Below are 23,155 nucleotides of genomic sequence, written 5' to 3'. Positions count from 1 at the left end.
TCAGCTGATTCTCGCACACCTGATTTATTCGACGCGGCCAACCTCGTTCCAGGGGCGTCGAGAAGTCTGACGACAACCTCAGTCGGTGTATTACGATGGCCCGCTACCTGCTGTCGTATCCCTTCATCCACGTAATTCGCCGAAGATCACGCCGCCCTCCGCCGAACTCAAAAGAGCGGAGGCCAAGACCTCACCAAGCCTCGATAATCCGGCTTGCGGAAAGCACGAGCACAGGCCCGCACAAGATCCAAGCGAGCCATGACTTACGGAAGACAAGCACAGAACAAACGGTGAGCAGAAATCCCGAGGCCGCGAAGACCAACGCGCCCAGAGCGACATCCGGATCGACGTACTCTTCGTTCCCGGGCATCCAGGCGTACGGATGAATGATTCCGGCGAAGCTGACCATAGTCAATAGTACCGACAGGGAATAAAGGGATACAAACAGCAGCAGGCGGGCCCATGGTGTCCCCTCGCCCCTCTTTCCTGCCGGACGCATCCTTCCGTCACCGATCGATTCCATAATGGGACCCTACCTCTCCCGAGCACGAGATTCACGCCCTCGCGTCAGATGCACTGCGGTGGATCGGCTTTCCCGTAGCACTTAGCCGGTCAGAACAGGTCTCTGGTCTCGATCTCACTCAGTCCGAGCGTCTCAAGAATCGGAACCAGCCTACGGAGATACCAGCCCATATCACAGAATCTCGTTCGCTCTCCCTTTCCCTGACAGTAATCGGCCGGCGTCGATCGGCAACGGTAAAGGTCGCAGGCCGGGGAACCCGGCACGACCACCGCCCCGGCCTCTGACGTCAACTCAGCAACTTCCCCCAGGCCTTCCGCCACATCCACCTCATCCGCACCACCATAGCTCTCAACTGAATGGTCCTCCATAGATGCAATGGCGCACGTGGGTCCAGAGCTCACAGGCACGTCATGCTGAAGATCAACGGCAGCAACTGTGCGCGCTGCGCCAAAGTCGCCGACGCACCGTCACAACGTTCCGAACTCACAGATATCAATCTCTAATGTTTTCAATTGCATTTCGGCTGTCCAGATTCTCTTGGGCCGCATTCCTAATCTGATCCCATTCATCGCCACACAATACCTCAAGCACCTCTATGGACGTGTTGTGATGACCAGCGACAACTTGGCGAACAGCCTCGTGACTATCCCTCGCCAGAATATCCAATATTTCCCGGGTTGCCTTGTTCTTTGACGCGACCATCAAGCGAGTCCTCCAGTCAGAACTTGAGGACAGTTCATGAAGGATTTCCACAGGAACCGTTTTGTTATGCGCAACCCAGAAATGTGCTTCCGGGTGGTGCCTAACTAACTCCCGCCACACTTCCAGGGGTGCGGATTCGCGGGCCGCGCGCCTATAGTCCGACGGATTATCACTGAAGCGAAGAGCGAGAAAATCCACAACAGAGTTAATCATCAGCCTCACTCGACTTCGATGAATTTCTTTTCGTTTGCCATAAAAGTCAGGCTAGCTATGGGGTCCTTACAGGATGTCGGCGCCACGCCTCGTCGCAGGACGGATCGGCGCGGCGCAAGCTTCACTTACTCACTCATTGAATCGCGGAGTTTTGCAATCTGTTCTTTGGCGGTCCGCCTGATTCGCTTCGTGCGGCCAGAAGTAGACAACTCCTCCAAGGCTCGGAGGCATTCACTCCTTTTCGCAAGGTGGAGTTGGAGCCAGTTCGACCCCGTCTCAAGTGCTTGCTCCACACCGTCTGCAAGCCCCTCCGTTAATATCGTTTCCATAGCTACGATGTCGTCGGCCCTGGCCCGGGCGTATTGGATGCTGCACTCATCGGAGAGGCGTTCAACCCATGTCGGCCTCTCATTCCTCGACACCTGCTCCAGCATGTGCAGGACGACGGATAGATGGATGTGTTCATCGGTCTCCCAGGGCATGATTTCAAAAAGAGCTCGCTTTGCCCTGGGGTCGTCTCCATTTAGGGCATCGAGATAGATGGGCCACCTCTCGTGCTCGTCTCGGTAGTCTACGATCTCCTTTCCGACGAGGTCTGCGAGGGCCCTTATTCCTTCAGCTAGTGACTTCATATCAACAGCGCACCCTCCTAAATTCCTTCATTTTCTTCTTGAAGTCCGACCACAACGCGCCTCACCCTCATAATCTATCTCGTCAGTTAGCCGGACATCAGGAACCTCCTTCCAGACATACATGCCATCCTCGTCGATAAGATACGAGACGACTCCATTCCACGAGAACGAGATTCTCTGGGCCAGCATCGCCCTGAGGGTCACAGGGACCTGAACGGGCCTGTGAAACGTGAATTGGATGTCGGCGGACCTACTCAACGCACTGTCTCCGGCGTTCATCACTCATAAACGGCAGCAGCCTGGAGCATTTCAGCGATCAGCGCCCAGCTCGGGTTCTCGGGAACAGGGTGACCCTTGTTATTCATAAGCCCCTCGAGATCCTCCAGCCAGGCGGACATCGCCTCCAGATAGCCGTCAAGACTCACATTTTCCCAGGAGCTCGAATCTTCCCGGAGATTCAAACGAAGCCCCTGGATGAATTGCACAAGGTCGCCCCTTGCCCGGACTTCTTCCAGTCCATCACCCAGCTCATTCACCTCAACCACCTCTCATTATCGACTGCCGGCTTCGCCAGTTGGCCACACCAGCTATCCAACTCCATGCGACAGCATCTCCCCGAGAACCACCGCTCCGTGGAGGAGCTCGACCGCGAAGGACCGTCAACTCGGCAACTTCCCCCAGGCCTTCAGCCACATCCACCTCATCGGCACCGCCCTCGCCCTCGCCCTCAACTGAAGAGTATGGTCATGAACGAGCGGTGTCCCTTGCGGTTCCCGACATCCTGACGCTGCCTTCGGAGCTGAGCACCCGCACGGTCACCTGGTTGTTCCGCAGCCCGGACAGAACAAGCGTGCCGCCGTTGCACCCCTAACCGCTGACGCCGCTGAGCCGCAGCGAAATCTGCTTGGACGACGACTCCGACAGCGTGAGAGTCGCCCGGCAGCGGTAGCCCGTGCCCCAGCGCATCGACGTCGTCGCCTTCCCGGCGGCGGCCGGCCGTATTGGGACACACGAAATCGATGGAAGGAGCGGGACCTCGTTGGCCGACATTGAGGCGCACTACAGGGACCTGATCGAGCGCAGTCCTCACATCGGCGAGATGTGCCTGACGTGGTGCCGGGCACCCTCGGCCGACCAGGTGATCCAAGCTCTCGAAGTCGAAGTGCTCGATGTCACCGTAGGCGATCTGCAAGGCCTGATCAATGAGTCATACGACGACCCTGAGGAGGGCATAGTAGGAAGATTCCTGCTGTTGGCCGAGGAACCGCCATGGTTCCTCGCGGTGGAGTACAGCGGCGATCGAGCCTTCGGGGGCACTTGAACGGCTCTCCTCCGGGGGTGAGGCCCTATGCCTGATAGGCAGCGAGACCCTTTATCGGTTCTCGTTGTCCTACGCCCGCGGTGGCCGCCTCCTGTGCAGGTTCAAGGACGGAGGCGACATCTGGGGCGACACCGCAGCCATCAAGAAGCACCTCGACGGCCTGTTCAACTTGCACGAGCGATACGCCGACATTGAGAACGGCCTCGTCCCAGGAAAGGGGACGTTGGAGGACTGGCGTGTCCACGCGTTCGTCCTGATGGAGCGGATCGCCGGAGTCCGCCTGTCACTCGAATGGTTGGAACGAGGGCACGCGCTCTATCGCTTCCGAGTGTGGGGTGATCCACAGCCGTAGGCCGATCAGTCAGCCAGGCTCTCCCCCGTTCGGGGGGCCAGGTTGCATTGCCGTGCCGTAGCGGTCAGGGCTGGCGGGCGATGCGGGCGAGGAGGCGGGCGAAGGCCGGCGGGGGCGTGACGACGAGGCGGGTCTGCCCGTTGTGGGCGACCAGGTCGGCCTGGATGCGGGTGAGCCGCTCCCGATGCCACCAGTAGACATGCGGGGTGAGCCCGTCCTCCCTGGTGGCGTACTCCCGCTGGGCGAACACGCGCAGCCGCTCGATGGCGCGCACCACCTCGATGCCCGCCACCGGGTGCACGGCCATCATCCCCCGGTGCGGCATGGCGACCAGCACGCCGTCCTTCGGCATGGGCGCGTGGTCGGACAGCCGCCGCAGGTGCGCGGCCGCGCTCGGCGCGGTCAGCAGGGACACCGCGGTCCCGGCGAGGTCGAGCCGTGAAACGGCGGGCCGCTCGTCGGCGAGCGCGTTGCCGATCGCGATGTCCAGCGCCTCAGCGGGCGGGACCGGCCAGCAGAACGCCTCCTCGGGACGGACCGGGCGGGTGCCGATGGTGAGCACCTCGATCAGGTCCGGGCTCAGGTGGCGGCCGATGATGCGGGACGGGTCGGGGATCGCCGGATCGTCGGCGGCGTGCACCCGGGCGCGCAGCAGCGGCTTGATCGGCGCGAGGTTGCAGGCGTCGAACGGCTCGCCGGACACCGCGTGGGCCAGGTATTCGGAGACCAGCATCGGCCAGTCCTCGCGCGAGCGCCGGGCGGCCTCGCGGCGCAGGCCGACGAGGTTGACCACCCGCGCCACGATCGGGTCCGCGGAGCGCAGCGTCAGGGACGTGCCGTCAGGGGCGAACGCGCAGGTGAACCCCATGGTCTCGGCAACCAGGGCGAGCAGGGAGTCGAGGTCGACGTCCTCGACGGGCCGCGGAGCGGGGGAATCGGTCCGGGTCCGGCCGAGCAGTCGCCGCAAGAGTCCCAACGCACCATCCCTCCGCCGCTGCCCGGACCTTCCGGGCGGGTTTCAGGGTGCCGCCTCCGGGTCGCGGAACATGTTCGTCAAAGAATACAGTTCTGTATCGATAACCCCATATGCCCCCATCCACACACTGAGCTGTGGTGCCCCATGCCCCACGGGAAGCCCGGCGATCACCGGCACCCCCAGCGGGGCGAGCCGCTCGGCGAGCACCGGAAGCGGATCCCCGCACTCCACCCATGACCCGAGCGCGAAGCCCAGCGCCCCGTCGAGACATCCGGCCTGCCGGAGCTGGGTCAGCATGCGGTCGATCCGGTACGGCTCCTCCGTCACGTCCTCCAGCAGCACGACGCATCCCTCGGCGCGCAGCGCGTACGGCGTCCCGCACAGCGCGGCGAGCAGAGCCAGGTTGCCCCCGACGACGGGACCGGTGACGACCGCGCCGCCGGCCCGGCCGGGCACGAGCAGGCGGTCGCCGATGATCGGTGCGAGGTGCCCGCCCTCGAACAGTGCCGCCTTCAGGCTCGCGAACGAGTCCTGGTCCGGGCCCCCGGGGCTGCCCATCACGACGGTTGCGGGCATCGGCCCGAACAGCGTCGCGACGCCCAGCCGGTCGGCGAACGCCCGGTGCAGCGCGGTGATGTCGCTGGAGCCGAGAAGGATCTTGGGCTCGGCCGCCGCCATGGCCTCCCAGTCGAGCAGGTCGAGCAGCCGGGTCGTGCCGTAGCCGCCGCGGGCGCAGACGACCGCGGCGATCCCCGGGTCGCACCACGCCTCCTGGAGGTCGGCCGCGCGGCCGGTGTCTGCACCGGCCAGAAACCCATCACGGTCCAGGAGGTGTGCGCCGATCACCACCTCCAGGCCGAGCTCGACGAGCAGCTCCCGGCCGCGCGCGAGCCGCACCGGATCGACGGGCCCCGCCGGCGCCACCAGGGCCACCGTGTCCCCCGGCCGCAGCCGCCGCGGGCCGCGTACCATCCGCGATGCCGGCCGCGCCGCCGGCGCCTCGCCGTGGTCCACCCCGCGTGTGCTGCGCTCCTCCACTCCCAAAGGGTGTCAGACTTAACCGTATCTATGCGACCTCCGACGCACATACTCGTGGTCAACGGTGTCAAGGTCCGTCAGCCGGTGTTCGTGATCGCCGCTCCGCACTCCGGCGCGGACCTGGTCGGCCGTGCCCTCAAACGATCTCCCGGCTTCCACGTCACCATGGGCCGCGCCGCGGTGGCCCGGGTCGTGTACGCGTTCGCCCGGCGGCCGTCGATCGCCCGCAGCCGGGGGGCGCACCGGGTGCTGCGCGACGTGCTGGCCGAGGCGTGGCAGGTCATGCCGGACGCCTGCGCCGAATGCGGCGCGGCCTGCAAGGAGGCCGGCGGCATCATCGGGTCGGGGCCCTGCGTGGCGTCGCGCTCGCTCACCAGGTTCGGCGACGCCGGGCCCGATCTCCTCTACAGCGCCCCGGTGCTGCTGCAGGCGTTCCCGGACGCCCGGCTCATCCAGATCATCCGCGACGGGCGCGACGTGGTCGCCGACATGCTGGCCGACCCGGCCTGCCTTGCCTGGTTCAGGCCGCACATGCTGGGCGAGGAGGCCGAGTTCCCCAATCCGTTCCTCGGCGTGCGCTCGGCCGAGCACCGGGGCCGATGGAACGACATGCCGGCGGCGGGCAAATGCGCGCTGCGGTGGCGCAGCGCCGTACGGCTCAGCGCGACGCTCCGTCGCGAGCTGCCCGCCGAGCAACTGCTGACCCTGCGGTACGAGGACATGCTGGCCTCCCCCGGCCGCGCGATCGACGCGGTGTCGGACTTCCTCCACGCCGAGATCTCCACCATCGCCCTGTACGGCTCGGCCAAGCCGAAGACGGGCGCCTGGCGCAAGCGGCTGTCGGCGGCCGACGCCGACCTGGTGGAGAAGGTCGCCCGCGAGGAGCTCAAACGCCTCGGCTACCGATGATCGACTAACCCGTGACCACTCAACCGGTGACCGTTCAACCTGTGAACTGGGTGCGGTAGAGCTCGGCGTAGGCGCCGTCGCGCCGGAGCAGCTCCTCGTGGCGGCCGTGCTCGACCACCCGTCCGTCCTCGATCACCAGGATCGTGTCGGCCTCGCGGATGGTGGACAGGCGGTGGGCGATCACCAGGGAGGTGCGCCCCCGCAGTGCGGTCTTCAGCGCCTGCTGCACCGCCGCCTCGGACTCGGAGTCCAGGTGGGCGGTGGCCTCGTCGAGCACGACGACGCGCGGCGCCTTCAGCAGGAGGCGGGCCAGCGCGACGCGCTGCTTCTCCCCGCCTGACAGCCGGTAGCCCCGGTCGCCCACGACGGTCTCCAGCTCCTCGGGCAGGCCCTTGACCAGGTCGGCGATCTGCGCCGCCCGCAGCGCGTCCCAGATCTCCTCGTCGGTCGCCTCGGGGCGGGCGTAGCGGAGGTTGGCGCCGATCGTGTCGTGGAACAGGTGGGCGTCCTGCATGACCACGCCCACCGTGTCCCTGATGCTGTCGAGGGTGGCGTCCCGTACGTCCAGGCCGTTGATCCGCACGGCGCCCTCGTTGACGTCGTACAGGCGCGACACCAGGGACGTCGTCGTCGTCTTGCCCGCCCCCGAATGCCCCACCAGCGCCACCAGCTCGCCCGGCCGGGCCGTGAACGACACGCCCTTCAGGACCTCCTGCGACGGCCCGGTGTCAGGCCGCGCCACCGACTCCAGGGAGGCCAGCGACACCTCCGAGGCCTCCGGGTAGTGGAACCGCACGTCGTCGAACTCGATCTCCACCGGCCCGTCGGGGACCGGCCGGGCGTCGGGCCTCTCGGCCACCATCGGTTTGAGGTCGAGCACCTCGAAGACCCGGTCGAAGCTCACCAGCGCGGTCATCACGTCGACGTGGACGTTGGACAGGCTGGTCAGCGGGCCGTAGAGGCGCATGAGCAGCGAGGCGAGGGCGACCAGCGTGCCGAGCTCGAACGCCCCCGACACGGCGAACATGCCGCCGAGGCCGTAGACGAGCGCGGTCGCGAGCGCGGCGACCAGGCCGAGCGCGACCCGGAACACCGTTCCGTACATTCCGACCGTGACCCCGACGTCGCGGACCCGCCCGGCCCGCTCCCCGAAGTGGACGGCCTCGTCGGCCGGCCTGCCGTACAGCTTGGCGACCATGGCGCCGGCCACGTTGAACCGCTCGGTCATCACCGAGCTCATCTCCGCGTCGAGCTGTAACTGCTCGCGGGTGAGCGCCGACATCCGGCGGCCGACCCACTTTGCCGGGATGATGAAGATCGGCACCAGGACCAGCGCGACCAGCGTGATCTGCCACGACAGGACGAGCATCGCGCCGAGGACCATGACCAGGCTGACCACGTTGGAGACCACCGACGACAGCGTGCTGGTGAGTGCCCGCTGGGCCCCGATGACGTCGCTGTTCAGCCGGGAGACCAGCGCGCCGGTCTGGGCGCGCATGAAGAACGCCACCGGCATGCGCTGCACGTGGTCGAAGACCTCGGTGCGCAGGTTGTAGATCAGCCCCTCGCCGATCCTCGCGGAGTACCACCGCTGGGCCAGGGTCAGCCCGGCGTCCACCACGGCCAGGGCGGCGATGGCCACGGCGAGCCAGACCACGACCCCGGTCCGTTTCGGGATGATGCCGTCGTCGATGATCGCCTTCATCAGCAGCGGGTTGGCCACCGCGATGACCGAACCGACCACGACGAGCGCCAGGAACGCCGTGATCTGCCACCTGAACGGCCGGGCGTACCCGGCGATGCGGCGTACCGTCCCGGGCGCCAGCCGCTCGCTGGTCACCGAGCTGTCGCGCCGCAGCGACCGCATCGCCTCGAAGCCGTAACCGCCGCCCATCATCGCCATATGTCGCCATCCTCCCGGGAGGTGAAGCACCCAGGACAGGCGCGTGATTCCATCATTTGCTGGAAGCGAACAGCGCCCTGATCCGGGTCGCCTGCTCGGCCCGCTCGGCGGCGGCCTGCGCCTCCAGCGTCCGGTGCGGCGCACCCTGGAGCAGCCTCTTGGTGGCGGTCGCCGCCGCGCGGTCGACGGCCAGCAGCGCCGCCGTCAGGTCCTGTACGGCCTGGCCCAGCTCGTCGGCGGGCACCGCCATCTCGGCCAGGCCGAGCCGCAGCGCCTCGGCCGCGCCGACGACGCGTGCGGTCAGGCACATCTCGATGGCGCGTGGCACCCCGACGATGTCGACCAGCGGTTTGGTCCCCGTCAGGTCGGGGACCAGCCCGAGCGCGGGCTCCTTCATGCAGAACATGACGTCGTCCGCGACGATCCGCAGGTCGCACGCGAGCGCGAGCTGGAAGCCCGCACCGATCGCGTGACCCCGCACGGCGGCGATGGACACGATCTCCGGCCGCCGCAGCCATAGGAAGCCGCGCTGTGCCTCGGCGATCAGCCGCTGCAGATCGGCGTCGCCGTGGGCGGCCGCCGCGGCGAACGAATCCGTCCCGGGTCCCTCAGCGGGCCCGGGGCCCTGGGCCGGTTCGGAAGCTTGGGTGAACATGCCCAGGTCGATGCCCGACGAGAAGGACGGCCCCTCGCCTCTGACCACGACCACCCGCACGTGCTCCGGAAGCTCGTCGCCTATCCGGGCCAGTGCCGACCAGGTGCCGAACGTCTGCGCGTTCCGCTTCTCCGGCCGGTCCAGTGTGATGGTCGCGATCTCGCCGTCCATCTCGAAGCGCAGTCCGGTCCCCCCAGTTGCCGCTTCCGCCATCGCTGCTCGCTCCTGCCTCCGATGAGAGGTCGCTCGCCTCACACACGGCCGGGTCCGGTGCGGCGTCCCGTCCGTACGTGCCGGTTGCTCGCGCTCCCCTGTCTCCCGCGGTCGCGCCCGAGCCTACCGAATCTCGTTCTGGTGGCTCGGACGCGACCGCTCGGACTGCTGGAACGAGCGGCTGCGGTCGCGCGTCGTGAGGTGGATCGCTAGCGCTTGGACTTGCCCCGGGTCGCCCCGCCGCGCCCACGCAGAGTCACTCCGGACTCGCTGAGGATGCGGTGGATGAACCCGTATGACCGGCCGGTGGAAGCCGCCAGAGCGCGGATGCTCTCACCCGCGGCATAGCGCTTCTTCAGATCGTTGGCCAGCTTTTCACGGTCGGCCCCGGTCACCCGGGTGCCCTTCTTGAGAGTCTCGGCCACGAGTACCTCCTGTAGTGCCAGACTTCCGCAGCGTTACTCACGCCATGATCAGTCATTTCGGCGAGATCGGCTACCTACTCCGCGGGAAAAGATCCCTACCCGCTCAAATTAAGATCAGGCGAGTGCCACAAGATCGGAAAATTCGTCACTCCACGCGTCTTCGACTCCGTCCGGCAGCAAAATCACCCTATCTGGACGGAGCGCCTCCACGGCACCCTCATCATGGGTGACCAGCACGATCGCTCCGGCGTACGAGCCGAGGGCCGCCAGAACCTGCTCCCGCGACGCCGGATCCAGGTTGTTGGTAGGCTCGTCGAGCAACAGCACGTTGGCGCTCGAGAGCACCAGCGTGGCCAGGGCGAGTCGCGTCTTCTCTCCTCCGGACAGCACCCCGGCGGGCTTGTCCACGTCGTCTCCTGAGAACAGGAACGAGCCGAGCACCTTGCGCAGCTCGACCTCGAGGAGATCGGGCCCGGCCGAGCGCATGTTCTCCAGGACCGTGCGCTCCGGGTCGAGGGTCTCGTGCTCCTGCGCGTAGTATCCGATCTTGAGGCCGTGGCCGGGCCGCACCTCTCCGGCGTCGGGCTTCTCCATGCCGGCGAGCAGGCGCAGCAGCGTCGTCTTGCCCGCGCCGTTCAGGCCCAGGATCACGATCCTGGAGCCGCGGTCGACGGCCGCGTCGACGTCGGTGAAGACCTCCAGCGAGCCGTACGACTTGGACAGGCCGTGCGCCGTCAGAGGCGTCCTGCCGCACGGCGCGGGCTCGGGGAAGCGCAGCTTGGCGACCCGGTCGGCACGCCGCTCGCCCTCGACGCCCGACAGCAGGCGGCGGGCCCGGCGCTCCATGTCCTGCGCCGCCTTGGCCTTGGTGGCCTTCGCCCGCATGCGGTCGGCCTGCGACAGCAGCGCGGACGCCTGCCGCTCGGCGTTGACCCGCTCGCGCTTGCGGCGCTTCTCGTCGGTCTCCCGCTGCGCCAGGTACGCCTTCCAGCCGACGTTATAGGTGTCGATCACGCAGCGGTTGGCGTCGAGGTGCAGGACCCGGTTTACCGTCGCTTCAAGAAGGTTTACGTCGTGGCTGATGATGACCAAGCCGCCCTGGTGGGCGCGCAAAAAATCCCGAAGCCACCCGATTGAGTCCGCATCGAGGTGGTTTGTGGGCTCGTCAAGCAGGAGAGTCTCGGCTCCGCTGAACAGGATCCGGGCCAGCTCCACCCGCCTGCGCTGTCCACCGGACAGGGTCTCCAGTGGCTGTCGCAGGACCCGGTCGGGCAGTCCGAGGCTGGAGGCGATCGAGGCGGCCTCCGCCTCCGCGGCGTAACCGCCGAGCACGTGCAGCCGGTCCTCCAGCCGGCCGTAGGCGCGCACCGCCCTGTCACGCACCCGGGTGTCGTCCGAGGCCATGCCGATCTCGGCGTCGCGCAGCTCGCGCAGCACCTCGTCGAGGCCCCGGGCCGACAGGATGCGGTCGCGGGCGAGCACCGACAGGTCGCCGGTGCGCGGGTCCTGCGGCAGGTAGCCGATGCTGCCGGTGGCGGTCACGGAGCCGCCGGCCGGAAGGCCCTCACCGGCGAGGACCCTGGTGAGCGTGGTCTTACCGGCCCCGTTGCGGCCCACCAGTCCGATCTTGTCGCCCGGGTTCACCCGGAAGGCCGCGCCCTCGATGAGCAGCCGGGATCCCGCGCGCAGTTCGACGTCAGTAGCAATGATCATGAATAGGGACACTCCCGTGAGGAAATTTCGAAGGGGATCGGCGCACGTGTCGATCAGTCGGGAGCGCACATGCCCGCCATTGTAGTCGCCGAGCGCCAAGAGCCGAACGTGGTTATCGGCCCGCCCGGCCGGTCTGCGGCCCGCCCGGCGGGTCAGTCCGTGATCTCGCCGGCCTCACCGGTCTCGACGACGCGGATGCGTACGCTCCGGAACATCGCGGGAGTCCCCTCCAGCACGTTCCGCCGGGGATCGGGCACGGTCAGGAAGGGCTCTGCCTCCAGCGCGAACAGCGGCGCCAGCCGCCGGTCGCCGCGCAACTCGGCGACCGCGCGGCGGTCCCCGCCGAGCACGACCGCGTCCAGCTCGACCCTGCCCGGCCCGGCGACGTCCAGCCCGGCGGCGTACGGCACGAGCACCCGGAACGCGACATCGGCCGCCGCGCCGAGCGCCTCGGCGGACTGCTTCTCCCTACGCCGGGCGAACCGCTGCTGCGACCAGCCGCCCGCCGCGCTGCGCCCGTGCACCGGCCGCGACCCGACCTTGGCGGCCACCAGCCGGTCCCCGGTGAACACGCCGGCCGCGTAGCCTCCGAGCCGTACCAGCAGGACTCCCACCGTCCGCTCCCGGCACGCGTGCTCGACCAGGTCCTCGGCCCGGTCCCCCCGCAGCGGCGGGAACGGCACGTGACACTCGGCCACGGAGCCGTCGGCCGCCGCCAGCCGGACCACCTCGTCGGTGACGGCCGCCTCGACGGCCCCGTGCCGTACGGCGAAGCCCTCGATCCACCGGGAGAGCCGTTCGGGCGCGACAGACACCCATCTGCCCCCACCCGCCGCCGGCCGCGCCACCACGGCACACCAGCCTACCCCACCCCCCTGGCCGTGATCTTGCAGTTTCTCACACACAAGGCTTGTGACCTGCCCAAACCTTTTCGCCGATCTTGCACTTTCTCGCAGGCATGCCGCCTGACGTGCGTAAATCCGCTTGATGATCTTACAGTTGACGCGGGAGTGCAAGATCACACATGGTGTTCACCTGGCCAGACGGCAGACCTGCGAGAACCTGCAAGATCACGGATGTGGTAGTACCTGCTCACGGCACCGGTTTGCGAGAAACTACAAGATCACCCCTGGGGGTTGGGGTGCTCAGGGTTCGATGAGGCCGGCGCGGATGGCGTAGCGGGTCAGTTCGAGCCGGTCGCGCATGCCGAGCTTCTGCAGGATGTTCGCGCGGTGCCGGTCGACGGTCTTGACGCTGATGAAGAGGGTCTCCGCGATCTGCTTGGCGGAGTTGCCCTCGGCTATCAGCTTGACGATCTCCTCCTCGCGCGGGGTCAGGATGCTGGCGGGCATCTGCTCGCCCTGGCGGGCGCGGTGCAGGTAGTCGCGGATGAGCGCGGTGACCGCCCCCGGATAGAGGAACGGCTCGCCGCGCACCGCGGCCCGGCACGCCTCCAGGAGGTCCTGGTCGGCCACCGACTTGAGCACGTAGCCCGAGGCGCCCGCTTTGAGCGCTTCGAAGAAGTACTGTTCGTTGTCGTACATGGACAGGATCAGGATGCGGACGCCGGGCGCCCGCCGGTTGATTTCCCGGGCCGCCTGGATCCCGGTCATCCGCGGCATCGCGATGTCGAGGATGACCAGGTCGATCTCGCCGGCCGAGACCGCCTCGACGGCCTCGGCACCGTCCGCCGCCTCGGCGACGACCATGAGATCGGGCTCGGCGTCGATGATCAGGCGCAGCCCGTGCCGGACCAGGGCGTGGTCGTCCGCCAGCAGGATGCGGGTCTTGGCAGTCTCCATGTTCAACTCCGCTGACATGTTCATCGGCTGCGTTCGGCCTCGACGGGTATGACCAGACGTACGTCGGTGCCGCCGCCGGGCGGGGACGTTATGGTCAGGCGCGCGCCGATGAGGTGGGCGCGTTCCCGCATGCCGCGTATTCCGGCGCCCTCCTGCCGGGCACCGCCGCGCCCGTCGTCGGTGACACGCAGGGTCAGGTCGCCGTCGCCCGCGGTCAGGGACAGCTCCACATGGCCGGCGCGGGCGTGTCTGGCCACGTTGGTCAGGCTCTCCTGTGCGATCCGGTAGATGACCAGTTCCTCGTCCTCGCTGAGATCGGGCAGCCCGGGGTCGACCGCCCGCGTGATCCGAACCTGGTTGACCTGGAAGAACTCGCTGCTCAGCGCGTTCAGCGCGCTCTGCAGCCCGAGATCTTCGAGCACGCCGGGACGCAGCCTGCGCGCTACCTGCCGCACCTCGTCGAGGCTGGAACGGACCGTCTCCTGGGCGGCGCGCAGCTCCTCACGCAGGTCGTCGGGCGCCCGGTCGACGACGCGTTTGAGGCTCAGCAGCGCCACGGTCAGGCTCTGGCCGATCTCGTCGTGCAGTTCCCGTGCGATGCGCCGCCGCTCCCCCTCCTGCGCCGCGAGCGCGTGCGCGCTGCTCGCGCTGCGCTCCGACTCGAGCCGGTCGAGCATCGAGTTGAACGTGCCGATCAGGTGGGAGAGGTCTCCCTTGCCGCTGTCGGCGAGCCGGTCTCCGGATTCCAGCAGGTCGACGCGCTGCATGAGCGTGGTCAGCGCGTCCAGCGGGGCCAAGCCGGCCCGCAGCAGCAGCGCGTTCGCAGTGATGATCAGCGTCAGCCCGATCGTCAGGACCGGCAACTCGGCCAGGCGGACCATCGAGGACACCGTGGCGGGCGACAGCGCGAGCACGAGCGTGCCGACGGTGAACACCAACCCGTTGATGGCGAACAGCCGCCAGAACAGCGTCCGCGCCGGCGTGCGCACCTGGATCCGTGCCCCGATCCGTGCCCCGATCCGTGCCCCGATCCGTGCCCCGATCCGTGCCCGGGACCGTGAACGCCTGGCAGCCTGCCGCGGCCGAAGAGGCCGCCGGTCGTCGGAGTGACTCATCGAGGTTCTGGCGTGCGGCCCGCCTTCCGGACGGGCGAGCAGGCGCCCTCCCTCCCTTCCACAGTCCTTCCTAGCCCGGCGGTACCCGGGCGTCCATGGGAGTCATCTCCCATCATGGACCCGCGACTGCACGTCCGACCCCTGCCGAAATGGGTGCCGGACCTGATGGCGGACGATCGCTCCACCATCGAAAATGGATACAGGGGCCGGAAGCGGAAGAATCCGGCGTCACCCGCGATGAGAATCGGCGACCACTCGGAACGGAGGTATCTCTGCGTGCGCGTCTCCCGCACGGCTGTGCCCGGCACCGGCACTGTACATCACTGTGTCACCCGAGGAGGGCAGCGTTTCGGCGTCCTCTCGGACAGAACCGGCCGGTACCGGCTCCTCGTCTACACAGCCGAGTCGGACGAACCACTGCAGAGCGTCGTACTCGAGCAGGACGAGGCCGACCACCTCGCCGAGATCCTGCACAGCCGGCCCATCGCCGATCGAGTCGCCGTCCTCGAACGCCGGGTCGCCGAGATCGCCGAGACCGCCGGAACGGCGTCATGACCGCGCCGGGAACGGCCCAGAACGCCCGGGCGACCGGGATCGTCACCCCCGAACGGATAACCACCGTGCAAGCACGTGACATCGCCGTGACACCGCCTACGGTCACCACCCGCGACCGGGTCACCAAGGCCATCCAGATCATGGCGCTGAACCGCATGCCCGGCCTGATCGTCGTCGACGAGGCGGGCCGGCCGGGGGCCGTGCTGTCGGGCACCGACGTCCTACGACTCGCGATCCCCCGGGCCTACCACGAGGATCCCTCCCTCACCCGGGTCGTCGACGAGGCCTACGCCGACGCCTTCCCCCAGGACGTCGGCGACCTGTCGGTGGGCGACTGCCTGCCGCGCCCGCTGGTCAGTGCGGTCACCGTCCCACTCGGCGCGACCCTGCTCGAGGTGGCCGCCGTGATGACCCGGCTGCGCACACCGCTCGTGGCCGTGGTCACCCCCGACGGCACGCTGGCCGGGGCGATCACGCTGGAGCGGTTGCTCACCAGCCTGGCGCTGTTCAGTCCCGGGGCCTGACCCCCGCCGGGCCGTTTCGCCCCGTTCTGCCTCGCCGCCACGTGCCCCGACGTCAGGAGGCCTGTCATGAGTTCCTTCGCCGTTTCCGTGATCTCCGCGCCGAAAGAGGCCGTACCGGTCGCGCCGCCGGGGGGTCGCCGATGAGCGCTGTCGCCACTCTCGCGATCTTCCTGGTCGCATTCTTCTTCATCGCCACCGAGAAGGCGAACAAGGTCAAGGTGGTGCTGATCGCCGCCGGTCTGATGGCCGTGCTGGCGCTGATCCCCGGCACCGAGGTGTTCTTCTCCGAGCACGCCGGGATCGATTGGAACGTTGTTTTCCTGCTGTTCGGCATGATGATCATCGTTGGCATCGTCAAGCAGACGGGGATCTTCGACTACCTCGCGATCTGGGCGGCCAAGAAGTCGAAAGGGCAGCCGTACCGATTGATGGTCATGCTGATGACCATCACCGCGGTCGCCTCGCCGTTCCTGGACAACGTCACCACGATCATGCTCGTCGCGCCGGTCACGGTGGTGGTCTGCGACCGACTGCGCATCCCGGCCCAGCCGTACCTCATCGCCGAGGTGCTGGCGTCCAACATCGGCGGCGCCGCGACGCTGATCGGCGACCCGCCCAACATCATCATCGCCAGCCGTGCCGGATTGACGTTCAACGACTTCCTCGTCCACATGGCACCCATCGTGGTCATCATCTTCGTGACGTTCGTACTGTTCACCCGGGTGCTGTTCCGCAACGCGTTCCAGTACAACCCCGAGCACGTGGCATCGGTGATGGCCCTGCAGGAGCGGCGGGCCATCACCGACCGGCGCCTGCTCGTCCGGTGCCTGCTCGTGCTCGGTGCGGTCATCCTCGCGTTCTGCCTGCACTCCGTGCTGCCGCTGGAACCGGCGCTCGTCGCGCTGGTAGGCGCCGGGGTGATGATGCTGGTGGCCCGCACGGACGTCTCGGAGGTGCTGCACGAGGTCGAGTGGCCCACCCTGGTCTTCTTCATGGGCCTGTTCGTGATGGTCGCCGGGCTGGTCCACACGGGCGTCATCGCGGCGATCGGCGGCTGGGCTGTGGGGGTGCTCGGCGGCAACCACTTCCTCACCGCGACGACGTTGCTGTTCGGCTCCGGCGTGCTGGGGGCCTTCTTCGACAACATCCCCTACGCCACCGTCATGGCACCCGTCGTCGAGGGCCTGGTCGCGCAGACCACCGATCCGCAGACCGGGCAGGCGCTGTGGTGGGCCTTCGCCCTGGGCGCCGACTTCGGCGGCAACGGCACCGCGGTGGCGGCCAGCGCCAACATCGTCGCGCTCGGCATCGCGGCCCGCACCGGTCACAAGATCAGCTTCTGGCAGTTCACCAAGTATGGGATCTTCGTGACCGCGCTGAGCATTCTGATGGCCTGGGCGTATATCTGGCTGCGCTATTTCGTCTGACGAGAAGGACGTCGCCGGCGGGCCGATGGTCAGCGGCCGTGTCGGTTGCCGGAGCGGCCTCCTGCGCGACCTCCCTGGCGGAAGCCGCCACCCCGCCGCCGCTCCGGCCGGCTCTCCCCGTCCCGGCGTCGGGGCCGGTCGTCCTGGAAGCCTCCGTACGAGCCGCTGTTGCCATTCGAGACGCCGTGGGGGCGCTCTCCCTGATAGCGGCGACGGTCCGACGGCTGGCCCTCACGGCGCGGGCGCGGCGCATTGCGGACCTCGGGCTGCCACACGGAGATGGCCTCGCCGCTGGGCCGCCGCGCACCGGCGACCTCGCCGAGGACCGCGTCGCCGGGCCGGACCCGGTGCCACGTCGGGGTGATGCCCGCTCGCCGGGTCATCGCGTTGATGGAGCGGCGCTCGTCCGGCATGACGAGCGTCACGACGCTGCCGCTCTCCCCCGCGCGGGCCGTACGGCCGCCACGGTGGAGGTAGCTCTTGTGATCCATCGGCGGATCCACGTGCAGCACGAGGCTGACGTCGTCGACGTGGATGCCGCGGGCGGCGACGTCCGTGCAGACCAGGACGGTCACGTTGCCCTCGCGGAACGCATCGAGGATGCGGGTTCGCTGGTTCTGCCGCTTGCCGCCGTGCAACCCTCCGGCGCGGACCCCCACCCTGGCGAACTGCTTGACGAGCCGGTCCACACCGTGCTGGGTGCGGACGAAAAGGATCGTACGGCCCTCGCGGTTGGCGATCTCAGCGGCGACGTCGACCTTGTCGTCCCGGTGCACCTGGAAGAGGTGGTGCTCCATGGTCTCGACCGGGGAGGTCGCCGGAGCCAGCGAGTGCGTGACCGGATCGGTGAGGAACCGCCGGACCAGCTTGTCCACGTCACCGTCGAGCGTGGCGGAGAAGAGCAGCCGCTGGCCGCCCGCCGGGGTCGCGTTGAGAATGGCGCTCACCACGGGGAAGAAGCCGAGGTCGCACATATGGTCGGCCTCGTCGAGCACGGTGACCTCGACGTCCTCGAGCGAGCACTCGCCCTGTTTCATGAGGTCGGTCAGGCGCCCGGGCGTGGCCACGACGATCTCGACGCCGCGGCGGAGCGCGTCGATCTGCCTGCCCATCGGCATGCCGCCGACGATGGTCCTGGTGCGCAGCGACAGACCACGGCCGAGCGGCTCCAGAGCGTCGGCGACCTGCAGGGCCAGCTCGCGCGTGGGCACGAGGATGACGGCGCGCGGCCGCCCGGAGGCGGCGCGTTCCCCCGCGACGCGGGCCATCGTCGGCAGGCCGAAGGCGAGGGTCTTGCCGGAGCCGGTCTGGCCCCGGCCCAGCACGTCACGTCCGGCGAGTACGTCGGGGATGGCCGCCTCCTGGATGGGGAACGGCGTGGTGATGCCTTCCCGGGCCAGCGCGGACACGAGCGGCCTGGGCAGCCCGAGCGTCACGAACGTGGCGCCGGGCGCGGAGTCGGAGGCGGGAAGAATATGGCCAGCGTCAAGCATGGTCACGAGGTCGTGCCTTTCATCGAAGCCAACGTGTCGGAACACGGGGGGCACGTCACTTCTACGAAAGGACGAGCCGGGACATGTACTGCCTTGCCCTACCCGAATCGGACACAAGGGTGGGCCGAAAGTCCGACTTAACCGGCTGGTAGGGCTCCTGCGTCAGGCGGCAATGCCACTCGATTCACCCGCGTATTCGCGAGCGCCCCTGTCACGAACACCGTCGTTCAAGTCGCTTCGGGCATAACGAAGGGCAACCCTACAATGCCAACGCATGAACGTCAAACAGTCAATGTCCTCGGCCTTCGGTGGTCAGAGCCGGCAGGCGTAGATGTCGGTGACGAGGATGGCCTTGGCGCCGATCTCCCAGAGGTGGTCCATCACCTGCTGGTGGCCCTTCCTGGGGACCATCGCCCGCACCGCGACCCAGCCCTCGCGGTGCAGCGGGGAGACCGTGGGCCCCTCCATTCCGGGAGTGATCGCGATGGCCTCGTCGATGCGCTCGGCCCGGATGTCGTAGTCGATCATCACATAGTCACGGGCCACCAGAACGCCCTGGAGGCGGCGGATGAGCTGCCGGAACCCGTTCTCCTCCGGCGCACCGGCCCGCTTGATCAGCAAGGCCTCCGAGGAGGCGATCGGCTCGCCGAACGTCTCCAGGCCCACGTTGCGCAGCGTGGTGCCGGTCTCGACGACGTCGGCCACCGCGTCGGCGACGCCGAGCCTTATCGCGGTCTCGACCGCGCCGTCCAGCTTGATCACCCGGGCGTCAATGCCCTGGTCGGCGAGGTACTTGCCGAGGAGCCCGGCGTAGGAGGTGGCGATGCGCCGCCCGGCCAGGTCGGTCACCCCGGAGTAGGCGCCGGGAGCGGCGGCGAAGCGGAACGTCGACCGCCCGAACCCGAGCGGCATGACCTCCTCGGCGGGGGCGCCGGAGTCGAAGAGCATGTCGCGGCCGGTGATGCCGGCGTCGAGGGTGCCCTCTCCGACGTAGACGGCGATGTCGCGGGGGCGCAGGAAGAACAGCTCGCAGGAGTTGTCCGGGTCGACGACCACGAGCTCCTTGCTGTCCTTGCGCTGCCGGTATCCGGCTTCCTTCAGGATCGTCTGGGCGGCCTCGGCGAGCGCGCCCTTGTTCGGTACGGCGATGCGCAGCATGGGGTGGATAACCCTTCCGGAGTCAGATTGAACGAGGTGAGGATGGCGGCATCTCCCGGGGGTGACACACCCCCTAGAGATGCTTGTAGACCTCGTCCAGTCCGATGCCGCGCGCCAGCATGAGGACCTGGATGTGGTAGAGCAGCTGCGAGATCTCCTCGGCGGTCCGCTCCGTGGATTCGTACTCCGCCGCCATCCAGCTCTCGGCGGCCTCCTCCACGACCTTCTTGCCGATGGCATGGACGCCGGCGTCCAGTGCGGCCACCGTGCCCGACCCCTCCGGGCGGGTGCGCGCCTTCTCAGCCAGTTCGGCGTACAGCTCTTCGAAGGTCTTCATGATCTCTCTCGGGTCGTCGTACGGGCCCATTCAGGGTAGCGGACCGGTGCCGGCTCAGCTGAGGGCCTTCCGGGCGATGCCGAGCATCTCCTGTGCCGGCTGGGACCCGCCGCCCTCGTGGCCGTTGAACGGCCAGGCCGAGATGTCCTTGGGCCCGGCGTAGTGGTTGTAGGCGGCGAAGACGGTCGAGAGCGGGGTGACGCCGTCGTGCAGGCCGACGGAGAACTGGGCGGGGGTGTGGGCGGCCTGAAGGGGTGACGGCGCCGCCGGATGCCGGGCCGACCCCGCGCCGGGACGGCCCGGCATCCGGCGAAGATTCTCGATCAGACGTTGAAGCCGAGCATGCGCAGCTGCTCGCGCCCCTCTTCGGTGATCTTGTCAGGCCCCCACGGCGGCAGCCACACCCAGTTGATCACGACGCTCGACGTCAGATCGGCCAGCGCGGAGTTGGCCTGGTCCTCGATCACGTCGGTCAGCGGGCAGGCCGCGCTGGTCAGCGTCATGTCGACCGTCGCGATGGGGCGCTCCCCCTCGCCGGCGGGGTCGAGGTTGACCCCGTAGATCAGGCCGAGGTCGACGACGTTGATGCCCAACTCGGGGTCGACGACGTCCCTCAGCGCCTCCAGCACCTCATCGGTGGAGACATCCCCTTCATAGGTGGTTGTCGGGGTCTCCGTCGGCTTGCTCACATCGCCTCCTGGCTTCTCAACACCGCGTCCTTGTAGGCCATCCAGGCCAGCAGGGCGCACTTGACGCGGGCGGGGAACTTCGCCACCCCGGCGAAGGCCACCGCGTCGCCCAGCACGTCCTCGTCGGCCTCGACCTGGCCCCTGCCCTGCATCAGCCGGGTGAACTCGTCGACGACCGCGAGCGACTCCTCCACCGTCGACCCGGTGGCGAGATCGTGCAGCACCGAGGCGGCGGCCTGGCTGATCGAGCATCCCTGGCCGTCGTAGGAGACGTCCTGCACCTTGCCGCCGTCGGCCAGCTTCACCCGCAGCGTGACCTCGTCGCCGCAGGTCGGGTTCACATGGTGGACTTCCGCGTCGTACGGCTCGCGCAGCCCCCGGCCCTGGGGGCGCTTGTAGTGCTCCAGGATCAGCTCCTGGTACATGGATTCAGCGATCATGACTCAGCCGAACACCTTCTGCACGTGGTGGAGGCCGCGGACGAGCGCGTCGATCTCGGCCGTCGTGTTGTACAGGTAGAAAGACGCCCGGGTGGTCGCCGGGATGCCGAAGCGCAGGTGGAGCGGCCGGGCGCAGTGGTGGCCTACCCGCACCGCGATGCCGTACACGTCGTCGAGGATCTGGCCGACATCGTGGGGGTGGATGCCCTCCAGGGTGAAGGAGACCGTGCCACCGCGGGCGACCACGGTGCGCGGACCGATGATCCTCAGCCCGGGGATCTCCGTCAGCGCGTCCAGGGCGTGCTGGGTGAGCGTCCGCTCGTGCGCCTTGATCTGGTCCATGCCGACCGAGGTGAGGTAGTCGACGGCCGCGCCGAGACCCACCGCCTCGACGATGGGCGGCGTGCCCGCCTCGAACTTGTGCGGCACCGGGGCGTAGGTCGAGCGGTCCATCCAGACCGCCTCGATCATCTCGCCGCCGCCGAGGAACGGCGGCATCGCCTCGAGCAGCTCGCGGCGGCCCCACAGGACGCCGATGCCGGACGGGCCGGTCATCTTGTGCCCGGTGAAGGCCACGAAGTCGACGCCGAGCTCGCGCACGTCGACGGCCTGGTGGGGCACCGACTGCGACGCGTCGAGCATCATCAGCGCGCCCACCTCGCGGGCCCGCGCCAGGATCGGCGAGACCGAGTTGACCGTGCCGAGCACGTTCGACTGGTGCGCGATCGACACGATCTTGGTGCGTTCGGTGACCAGTTCCTCCAGGCCGGAGACGTCGAGGCGGCCCTCGTCCGTCACCGGAAACCAGCGCAGCGTCGCACCGGTCCGCTGCGCGAGCAGCTGCCACGGCACGATGTTGGAGTGGTGCTCCATCTCGCTGATGACGATCTCGTCACCGGGGCCGACACGGAACCGCTCGTCGGTGTTCACCGGGTTGCCGAAGGCGTACGCCACCAGGTTGATCGCCTCGGAGGCGTTCTTGGTGAAGATCACCTCCTCCCGCGACGGCGCGCCGACGAACGCGGCGATCTTGTCGCGGGCCGACTCGTACGCCTCGGTGGACTCGCTGCCCAGCACGTGCAGGGCGCGGCCGACGTTGCCGTAGTGCGACATCAGGTGCTCGCGCATGGTGTCGATCACCTGGATCGGCTTCTGCGAGGAGTTCGCCGAGTCGAGGTAGACCAGCTCGCGGCCGCCGGGCAGCTCGCGGGAGAGGATCGGGAAGTCCTTCCTGATCCTCTCCACGTCGAGGCTCCCCGCGCTCGCCGCCGGCCGGACGTCGCTGCTCGTCATCAGGCGGAGGCCTTCGCGTATGCCTCGTACCCCTCGGCCTCCAGCTTCTCGGCGAGCTCGGGGCCGCCCTCCTCGACGATCCGGCCGCCGGCGAAGACGTGCACGAATTCGGGCTTCACGTACCGCAGGATGCGGGTGTAGTGCGTGATCAGCAGCACGCCGGTGTCGCCGCTGCTCCGGAACCGGTTGATGCCCTCGGACACGACGCGCAGGGCGTCGACGTCGAGACCGGAGTCGGTCTCGTCGAGCACGGCGATCTTCGGCTGGAGCAGTTCGAGCTGGAGGATCTCGTGGCGCTTCTTCTCACCGCCGGAGAAGCCCTCGTTGACGTTGCGCTGGGCGAAGGCGGAGTCGATGGACAGCGCGTCCATCCCGGTCTTCAGGTCCTTGGCGAACTGGCGCAGCTTGGGCGCCTCACCGCGGACCGACGTGATCGCCGAGCGCAGGAAGTTGGAGACGCTGACGCCGGGCACCTCGACGGGGTACTGCATGGCCAGGAACAGGCCGGCCCGGGCGCGCTCGTCGACGGACATCGCCAGCACGTCCTCGCCGTCGAGCAGCACGGTGCCCGACGTGATCGTGTACTTGGGGTGACCGGCGAGGGCGTAGGCCAGGGTCGACTTGCCGGAGCCGTTCGGCCCCATGATGGCGTGGGTCTCCCCCGCCGCGATGGTCAGGTCGACGCCGCGCAGGATCTCCTTGTCGCCGACGGCGACGTGCAGGTCACGGATCTCAAGGGTAGGCACG

The 23,155-nt window shown here is 68.1% G+C and carries 27 protein-coding genes; 6 read left to right on the top strand and 21 right to left on the bottom strand.

The features are described 5' to 3' along the window. Positions 1-190 precede the first annotated feature (190 nt). The 4 genes from Mth01_RS11560 to Mth01_RS11545 form a co-directional block, all read right to left on the bottom strand. Positions 191-523, bottom strand: coding sequence for a hypothetical protein (locus Mth01_RS11560; protein ID WP_204015688.1), 333 nt, complete (start codon positions 521-523; stop codon positions 191-193). A 492-nt stretch (positions 524-1,015) separates the two neighbouring features. Then, entirely contained in the window at positions 1,016-1,438 is a 423-nt protein-coding gene (locus tag Mth01_RS11555; protein ID WP_204015686.1) for a hypothetical protein, read from the bottom strand. A gap of 125 nt (positions 1,439-1,563) precedes the next feature. Then, a complete protein-coding gene (locus Mth01_RS11550; RefSeq protein WP_204015684.1) occupies positions 1,564-2,070 on the bottom strand; it encodes a hypothetical protein in 507 nt (168 codons plus the stop codon). 278 nt (positions 2,071-2,348) lie between these two features. After that, positions 2,349-2,606 carry a DUF7660 family protein gene (locus tag Mth01_RS11545; protein ID WP_204015682.1) on the bottom strand — a complete coding sequence of 86 codons (258 nt, stop codon included), beginning with the start codon at positions 2,604-2,606 and terminating at the stop codon, positions 2,349-2,351. A 416-nt stretch (positions 2,607-3,022) separates the two neighbouring features. On the opposite strand from Mth01_RS11545, the gene Mth01_RS11540 reads away from it, so the two are divergent. Together Mth01_RS11540 and Mth01_RS11535 are read left to right on the top strand one after the other, a co-directional pair. Continuing rightward, positions 3,023-3,391, top strand: coding sequence for a hypothetical protein (locus Mth01_RS11540; RefSeq protein WP_204015680.1), 369 nt, complete (start codon positions 3,023-3,025; stop codon positions 3,389-3,391). A gap of 64 nt (positions 3,392-3,455) precedes the next feature. Next, positions 3,456-3,743 carry a hypothetical protein gene (locus tag Mth01_RS11535; protein WP_204015678.1) on the top strand — a complete coding sequence of 96 codons (288 nt, stop codon included), beginning with the start codon at positions 3,456-3,458 and terminating at the stop codon, positions 3,741-3,743. Between the two features lie 64 nt (positions 3,744-3,807). On the opposite strand, the gene Mth01_RS11530 is transcribed toward Mth01_RS11535, so the two are convergent. Together Mth01_RS11530 and Mth01_RS11525 are read right to left on the bottom strand one after the other, a co-directional pair. Then, positions 3,808-4,719 (bottom strand): hypothetical protein, encoded by a 912-nt coding sequence (locus Mth01_RS11530; protein ID WP_239089585.1) that lies wholly within the window; start codon positions 4,717-4,719, stop codon positions 3,808-3,810. Between the two features lie 42 nt (positions 4,720-4,761). Then, positions 4,762-5,757, bottom strand: coding sequence for a S66 peptidase family protein (locus tag Mth01_RS11525; RefSeq protein WP_239089584.1), 996 nt, complete (start codon positions 5,755-5,757; stop codon positions 4,762-4,764). Between the two features lie 54 nt (positions 5,758-5,811). On the opposite strand from Mth01_RS11525, the gene Mth01_RS11520 reads away from it, so the two are divergent. Next, complete coding sequence (locus tag Mth01_RS11520; protein ID WP_308440790.1) at positions 5,812-6,666, top strand: sulfotransferase family protein; 855 nt, start codon at positions 5,812-5,814, stop codon at positions 6,664-6,666. 34 nt (positions 6,667-6,700) lie between these two features. On the opposite strand, the gene Mth01_RS11515 is transcribed toward Mth01_RS11520, so the two are convergent. From Mth01_RS11515 to Mth01_RS11485, 7 genes are all read right to left on the bottom strand, one after another. Then, complete coding sequence (locus Mth01_RS11515) at positions 6,701-8,569, bottom strand: ABC transporter ATP-binding protein (RefSeq protein ID WP_204015674.1); 1,869 nt, start codon at positions 8,567-8,569, stop codon at positions 6,701-6,703. A 52-nt stretch (positions 8,570-8,621) separates the two neighbouring features. Then, positions 8,622-9,437: an enoyl-CoA hydratase/isomerase family protein gene (locus tag Mth01_RS11510; RefSeq protein ID WP_204015672.1), complete on the bottom strand. Its 816-nt coding sequence runs from the start codon at positions 9,435-9,437 to the stop codon at positions 8,622-8,624. A gap of 209 nt (positions 9,438-9,646) precedes the next feature. Further along, positions 9,647-9,862 carry a helix-turn-helix domain-containing protein gene (locus tag Mth01_RS11505; protein ID WP_055482135.1) on the bottom strand — a complete coding sequence of 72 codons (216 nt, stop codon included), beginning with the start codon at positions 9,860-9,862 and terminating at the stop codon, positions 9,647-9,649. A 114-nt stretch (positions 9,863-9,976) separates the two neighbouring features. Next, on the bottom strand, positions 9,977-11,575 hold the full coding sequence (locus tag Mth01_RS11500; RefSeq protein WP_204015670.1) for an ABC-F family ATP-binding cassette domain-containing protein: 1,599 nt from the start codon (positions 11,573-11,575) through the stop codon (positions 9,977-9,979). Positions 11,576-11,727: 152 nt separating this feature from the next. Continuing rightward, the gene (locus tag Mth01_RS11495) at positions 11,728-12,390 is read right to left on the bottom strand and encodes an acVLRF1 family peptidyl-tRNA hydrolase (protein ID WP_239089583.1); all 663 of its coding nucleotides are present in this window, start codon (positions 12,388-12,390) and stop codon (positions 11,728-11,730) included. A gap of 330 nt (positions 12,391-12,720) precedes the next feature. Beyond that, a complete protein-coding gene (locus tag Mth01_RS11490) occupies positions 12,721-13,377 on the bottom strand; it encodes a response regulator (RefSeq protein WP_204015667.1) in 657 nt (218 codons plus the stop codon). A 20-nt stretch (positions 13,378-13,397) separates the two neighbouring features. Continuing rightward, positions 13,398-14,366, bottom strand: a complete 969-nt coding sequence (locus Mth01_RS11485) for a HAMP domain-containing sensor histidine kinase (protein ID WP_239089582.1) — start codon at positions 14,364-14,366, stop codon at positions 13,398-13,400. 402 nt (positions 14,367-14,768) lie between these two features. Here Mth01_RS11485 and Mth01_RS11480 point away from each other — a divergent pair, with 402 nt between their 5' ends. The 3 genes from Mth01_RS11480 (at position 14,769) to Mth01_RS11470 (ending at position 16,998) form a co-directional block, all read left to right on the top strand. Then, a complete protein-coding gene (locus Mth01_RS11480) occupies positions 14,769-15,047 on the top strand; it encodes a hypothetical protein (RefSeq protein WP_204015665.1) in 279 nt (92 codons plus the stop codon). Then, entirely contained in the window at positions 15,044-15,571 is a 528-nt protein-coding gene (locus Mth01_RS11475; RefSeq protein WP_239089581.1) for a CBS domain-containing protein, read from the top strand. The genes Mth01_RS11480 and Mth01_RS11475 overlap by 4 nt, the downstream gene beginning before the upstream one ends. 140 nt (positions 15,572-15,711) lie before the next feature. Next, positions 15,712-16,998, top strand: coding sequence for an ArsB/NhaD family transporter (locus Mth01_RS11470; protein ID WP_204015663.1), 1,287 nt, complete (start codon positions 15,712-15,714; stop codon positions 16,996-16,998). A gap of 29 nt (positions 16,999-17,027) precedes the next feature. On the opposite strand, the gene Mth01_RS11465 is transcribed toward Mth01_RS11470, so the two are convergent. The 8 genes from Mth01_RS11465 to sufC all read right to left on the bottom strand — a co-directional run bounded on the left by Mth01_RS11465 (position 17,028) and on the right by sufC (position 23,154). Continuing rightward, on the bottom strand, positions 17,028-18,491 hold the full coding sequence (locus Mth01_RS11465) for a DEAD/DEAH box helicase (RefSeq protein ID WP_204015801.1): 1,464 nt from the start codon (positions 18,489-18,491) through the stop codon (positions 17,028-17,030). 312 nt (positions 18,492-18,803) lie between these two features. Continuing rightward, positions 18,804-19,658 carry an ATP phosphoribosyltransferase gene (gene hisG / locus Mth01_RS11460; protein WP_204015799.1) on the bottom strand — a complete coding sequence of 285 codons (855 nt, stop codon included), beginning with the start codon at positions 19,656-19,658 and terminating at the stop codon, positions 18,804-18,806. Between the two features lie 64 nt (positions 19,659-19,722). After that, positions 19,723-19,986 (bottom strand): phosphoribosyl-ATP diphosphatase, encoded by a 264-nt coding sequence (locus Mth01_RS11455; RefSeq protein ID WP_204015797.1) that lies wholly within the window; start codon positions 19,984-19,986, stop codon positions 19,723-19,725. Between the two features lie 54 nt (positions 19,987-20,040). Continuing rightward, on the bottom strand, positions 20,041-20,292 hold the full coding sequence (locus tag Mth01_RS11450) for an acetylxylan esterase (protein WP_275408927.1): 252 nt from the start codon (positions 20,290-20,292) through the stop codon (positions 20,041-20,043). 17 nt (positions 20,293-20,309) lie between these two features. Further along, a complete protein-coding gene (locus Mth01_RS11445; protein WP_204015661.1) occupies positions 20,310-20,675 on the bottom strand; it encodes a metal-sulfur cluster assembly factor in 366 nt (121 codons plus the stop codon). Beyond that, positions 20,672-21,115: a Fe-S cluster assembly sulfur transfer protein SufU gene (gene sufU / locus Mth01_RS11440; RefSeq protein WP_055482145.1), complete on the bottom strand. Its 444-nt coding sequence runs from the start codon at positions 21,113-21,115 to the stop codon at positions 20,672-20,674. The genes Mth01_RS11445 and sufU overlap by 4 nt, the downstream gene beginning before the upstream one ends. A gap of 3 nt (positions 21,116-21,118) precedes the next feature. Continuing rightward, complete coding sequence (locus tag Mth01_RS11435) at positions 21,119-22,408, bottom strand: cysteine desulfurase (RefSeq protein ID WP_204015659.1); 1,290 nt, start codon at positions 22,406-22,408, stop codon at positions 21,119-21,121. After that, entirely contained in the window at positions 22,408-23,154 is a 747-nt protein-coding gene (gene sufC, locus Mth01_RS11430; RefSeq protein ID WP_204015657.1) for a Fe-S cluster assembly ATPase SufC, read from the bottom strand. Before sufC ends, Mth01_RS11435 begins: the two co-directional genes overlap by 1 nt. Position 23,155 lies beyond the last annotated feature (1 nt).

The sequence above is a fragment of the Sphaerimonospora thailandensis genome (assembly GCF_016863115.1).
Classification (GTDB): domain Bacteria; phylum Actinomycetota; class Actinomycetes; order Streptosporangiales; family Streptosporangiaceae; genus Sphaerimonospora; species Sphaerimonospora cavernae.
The sequence above is the reverse complement of the archived record's forward strand: the minus strand, read 5'-3'. Positions and strand labels throughout refer to the sequence as shown.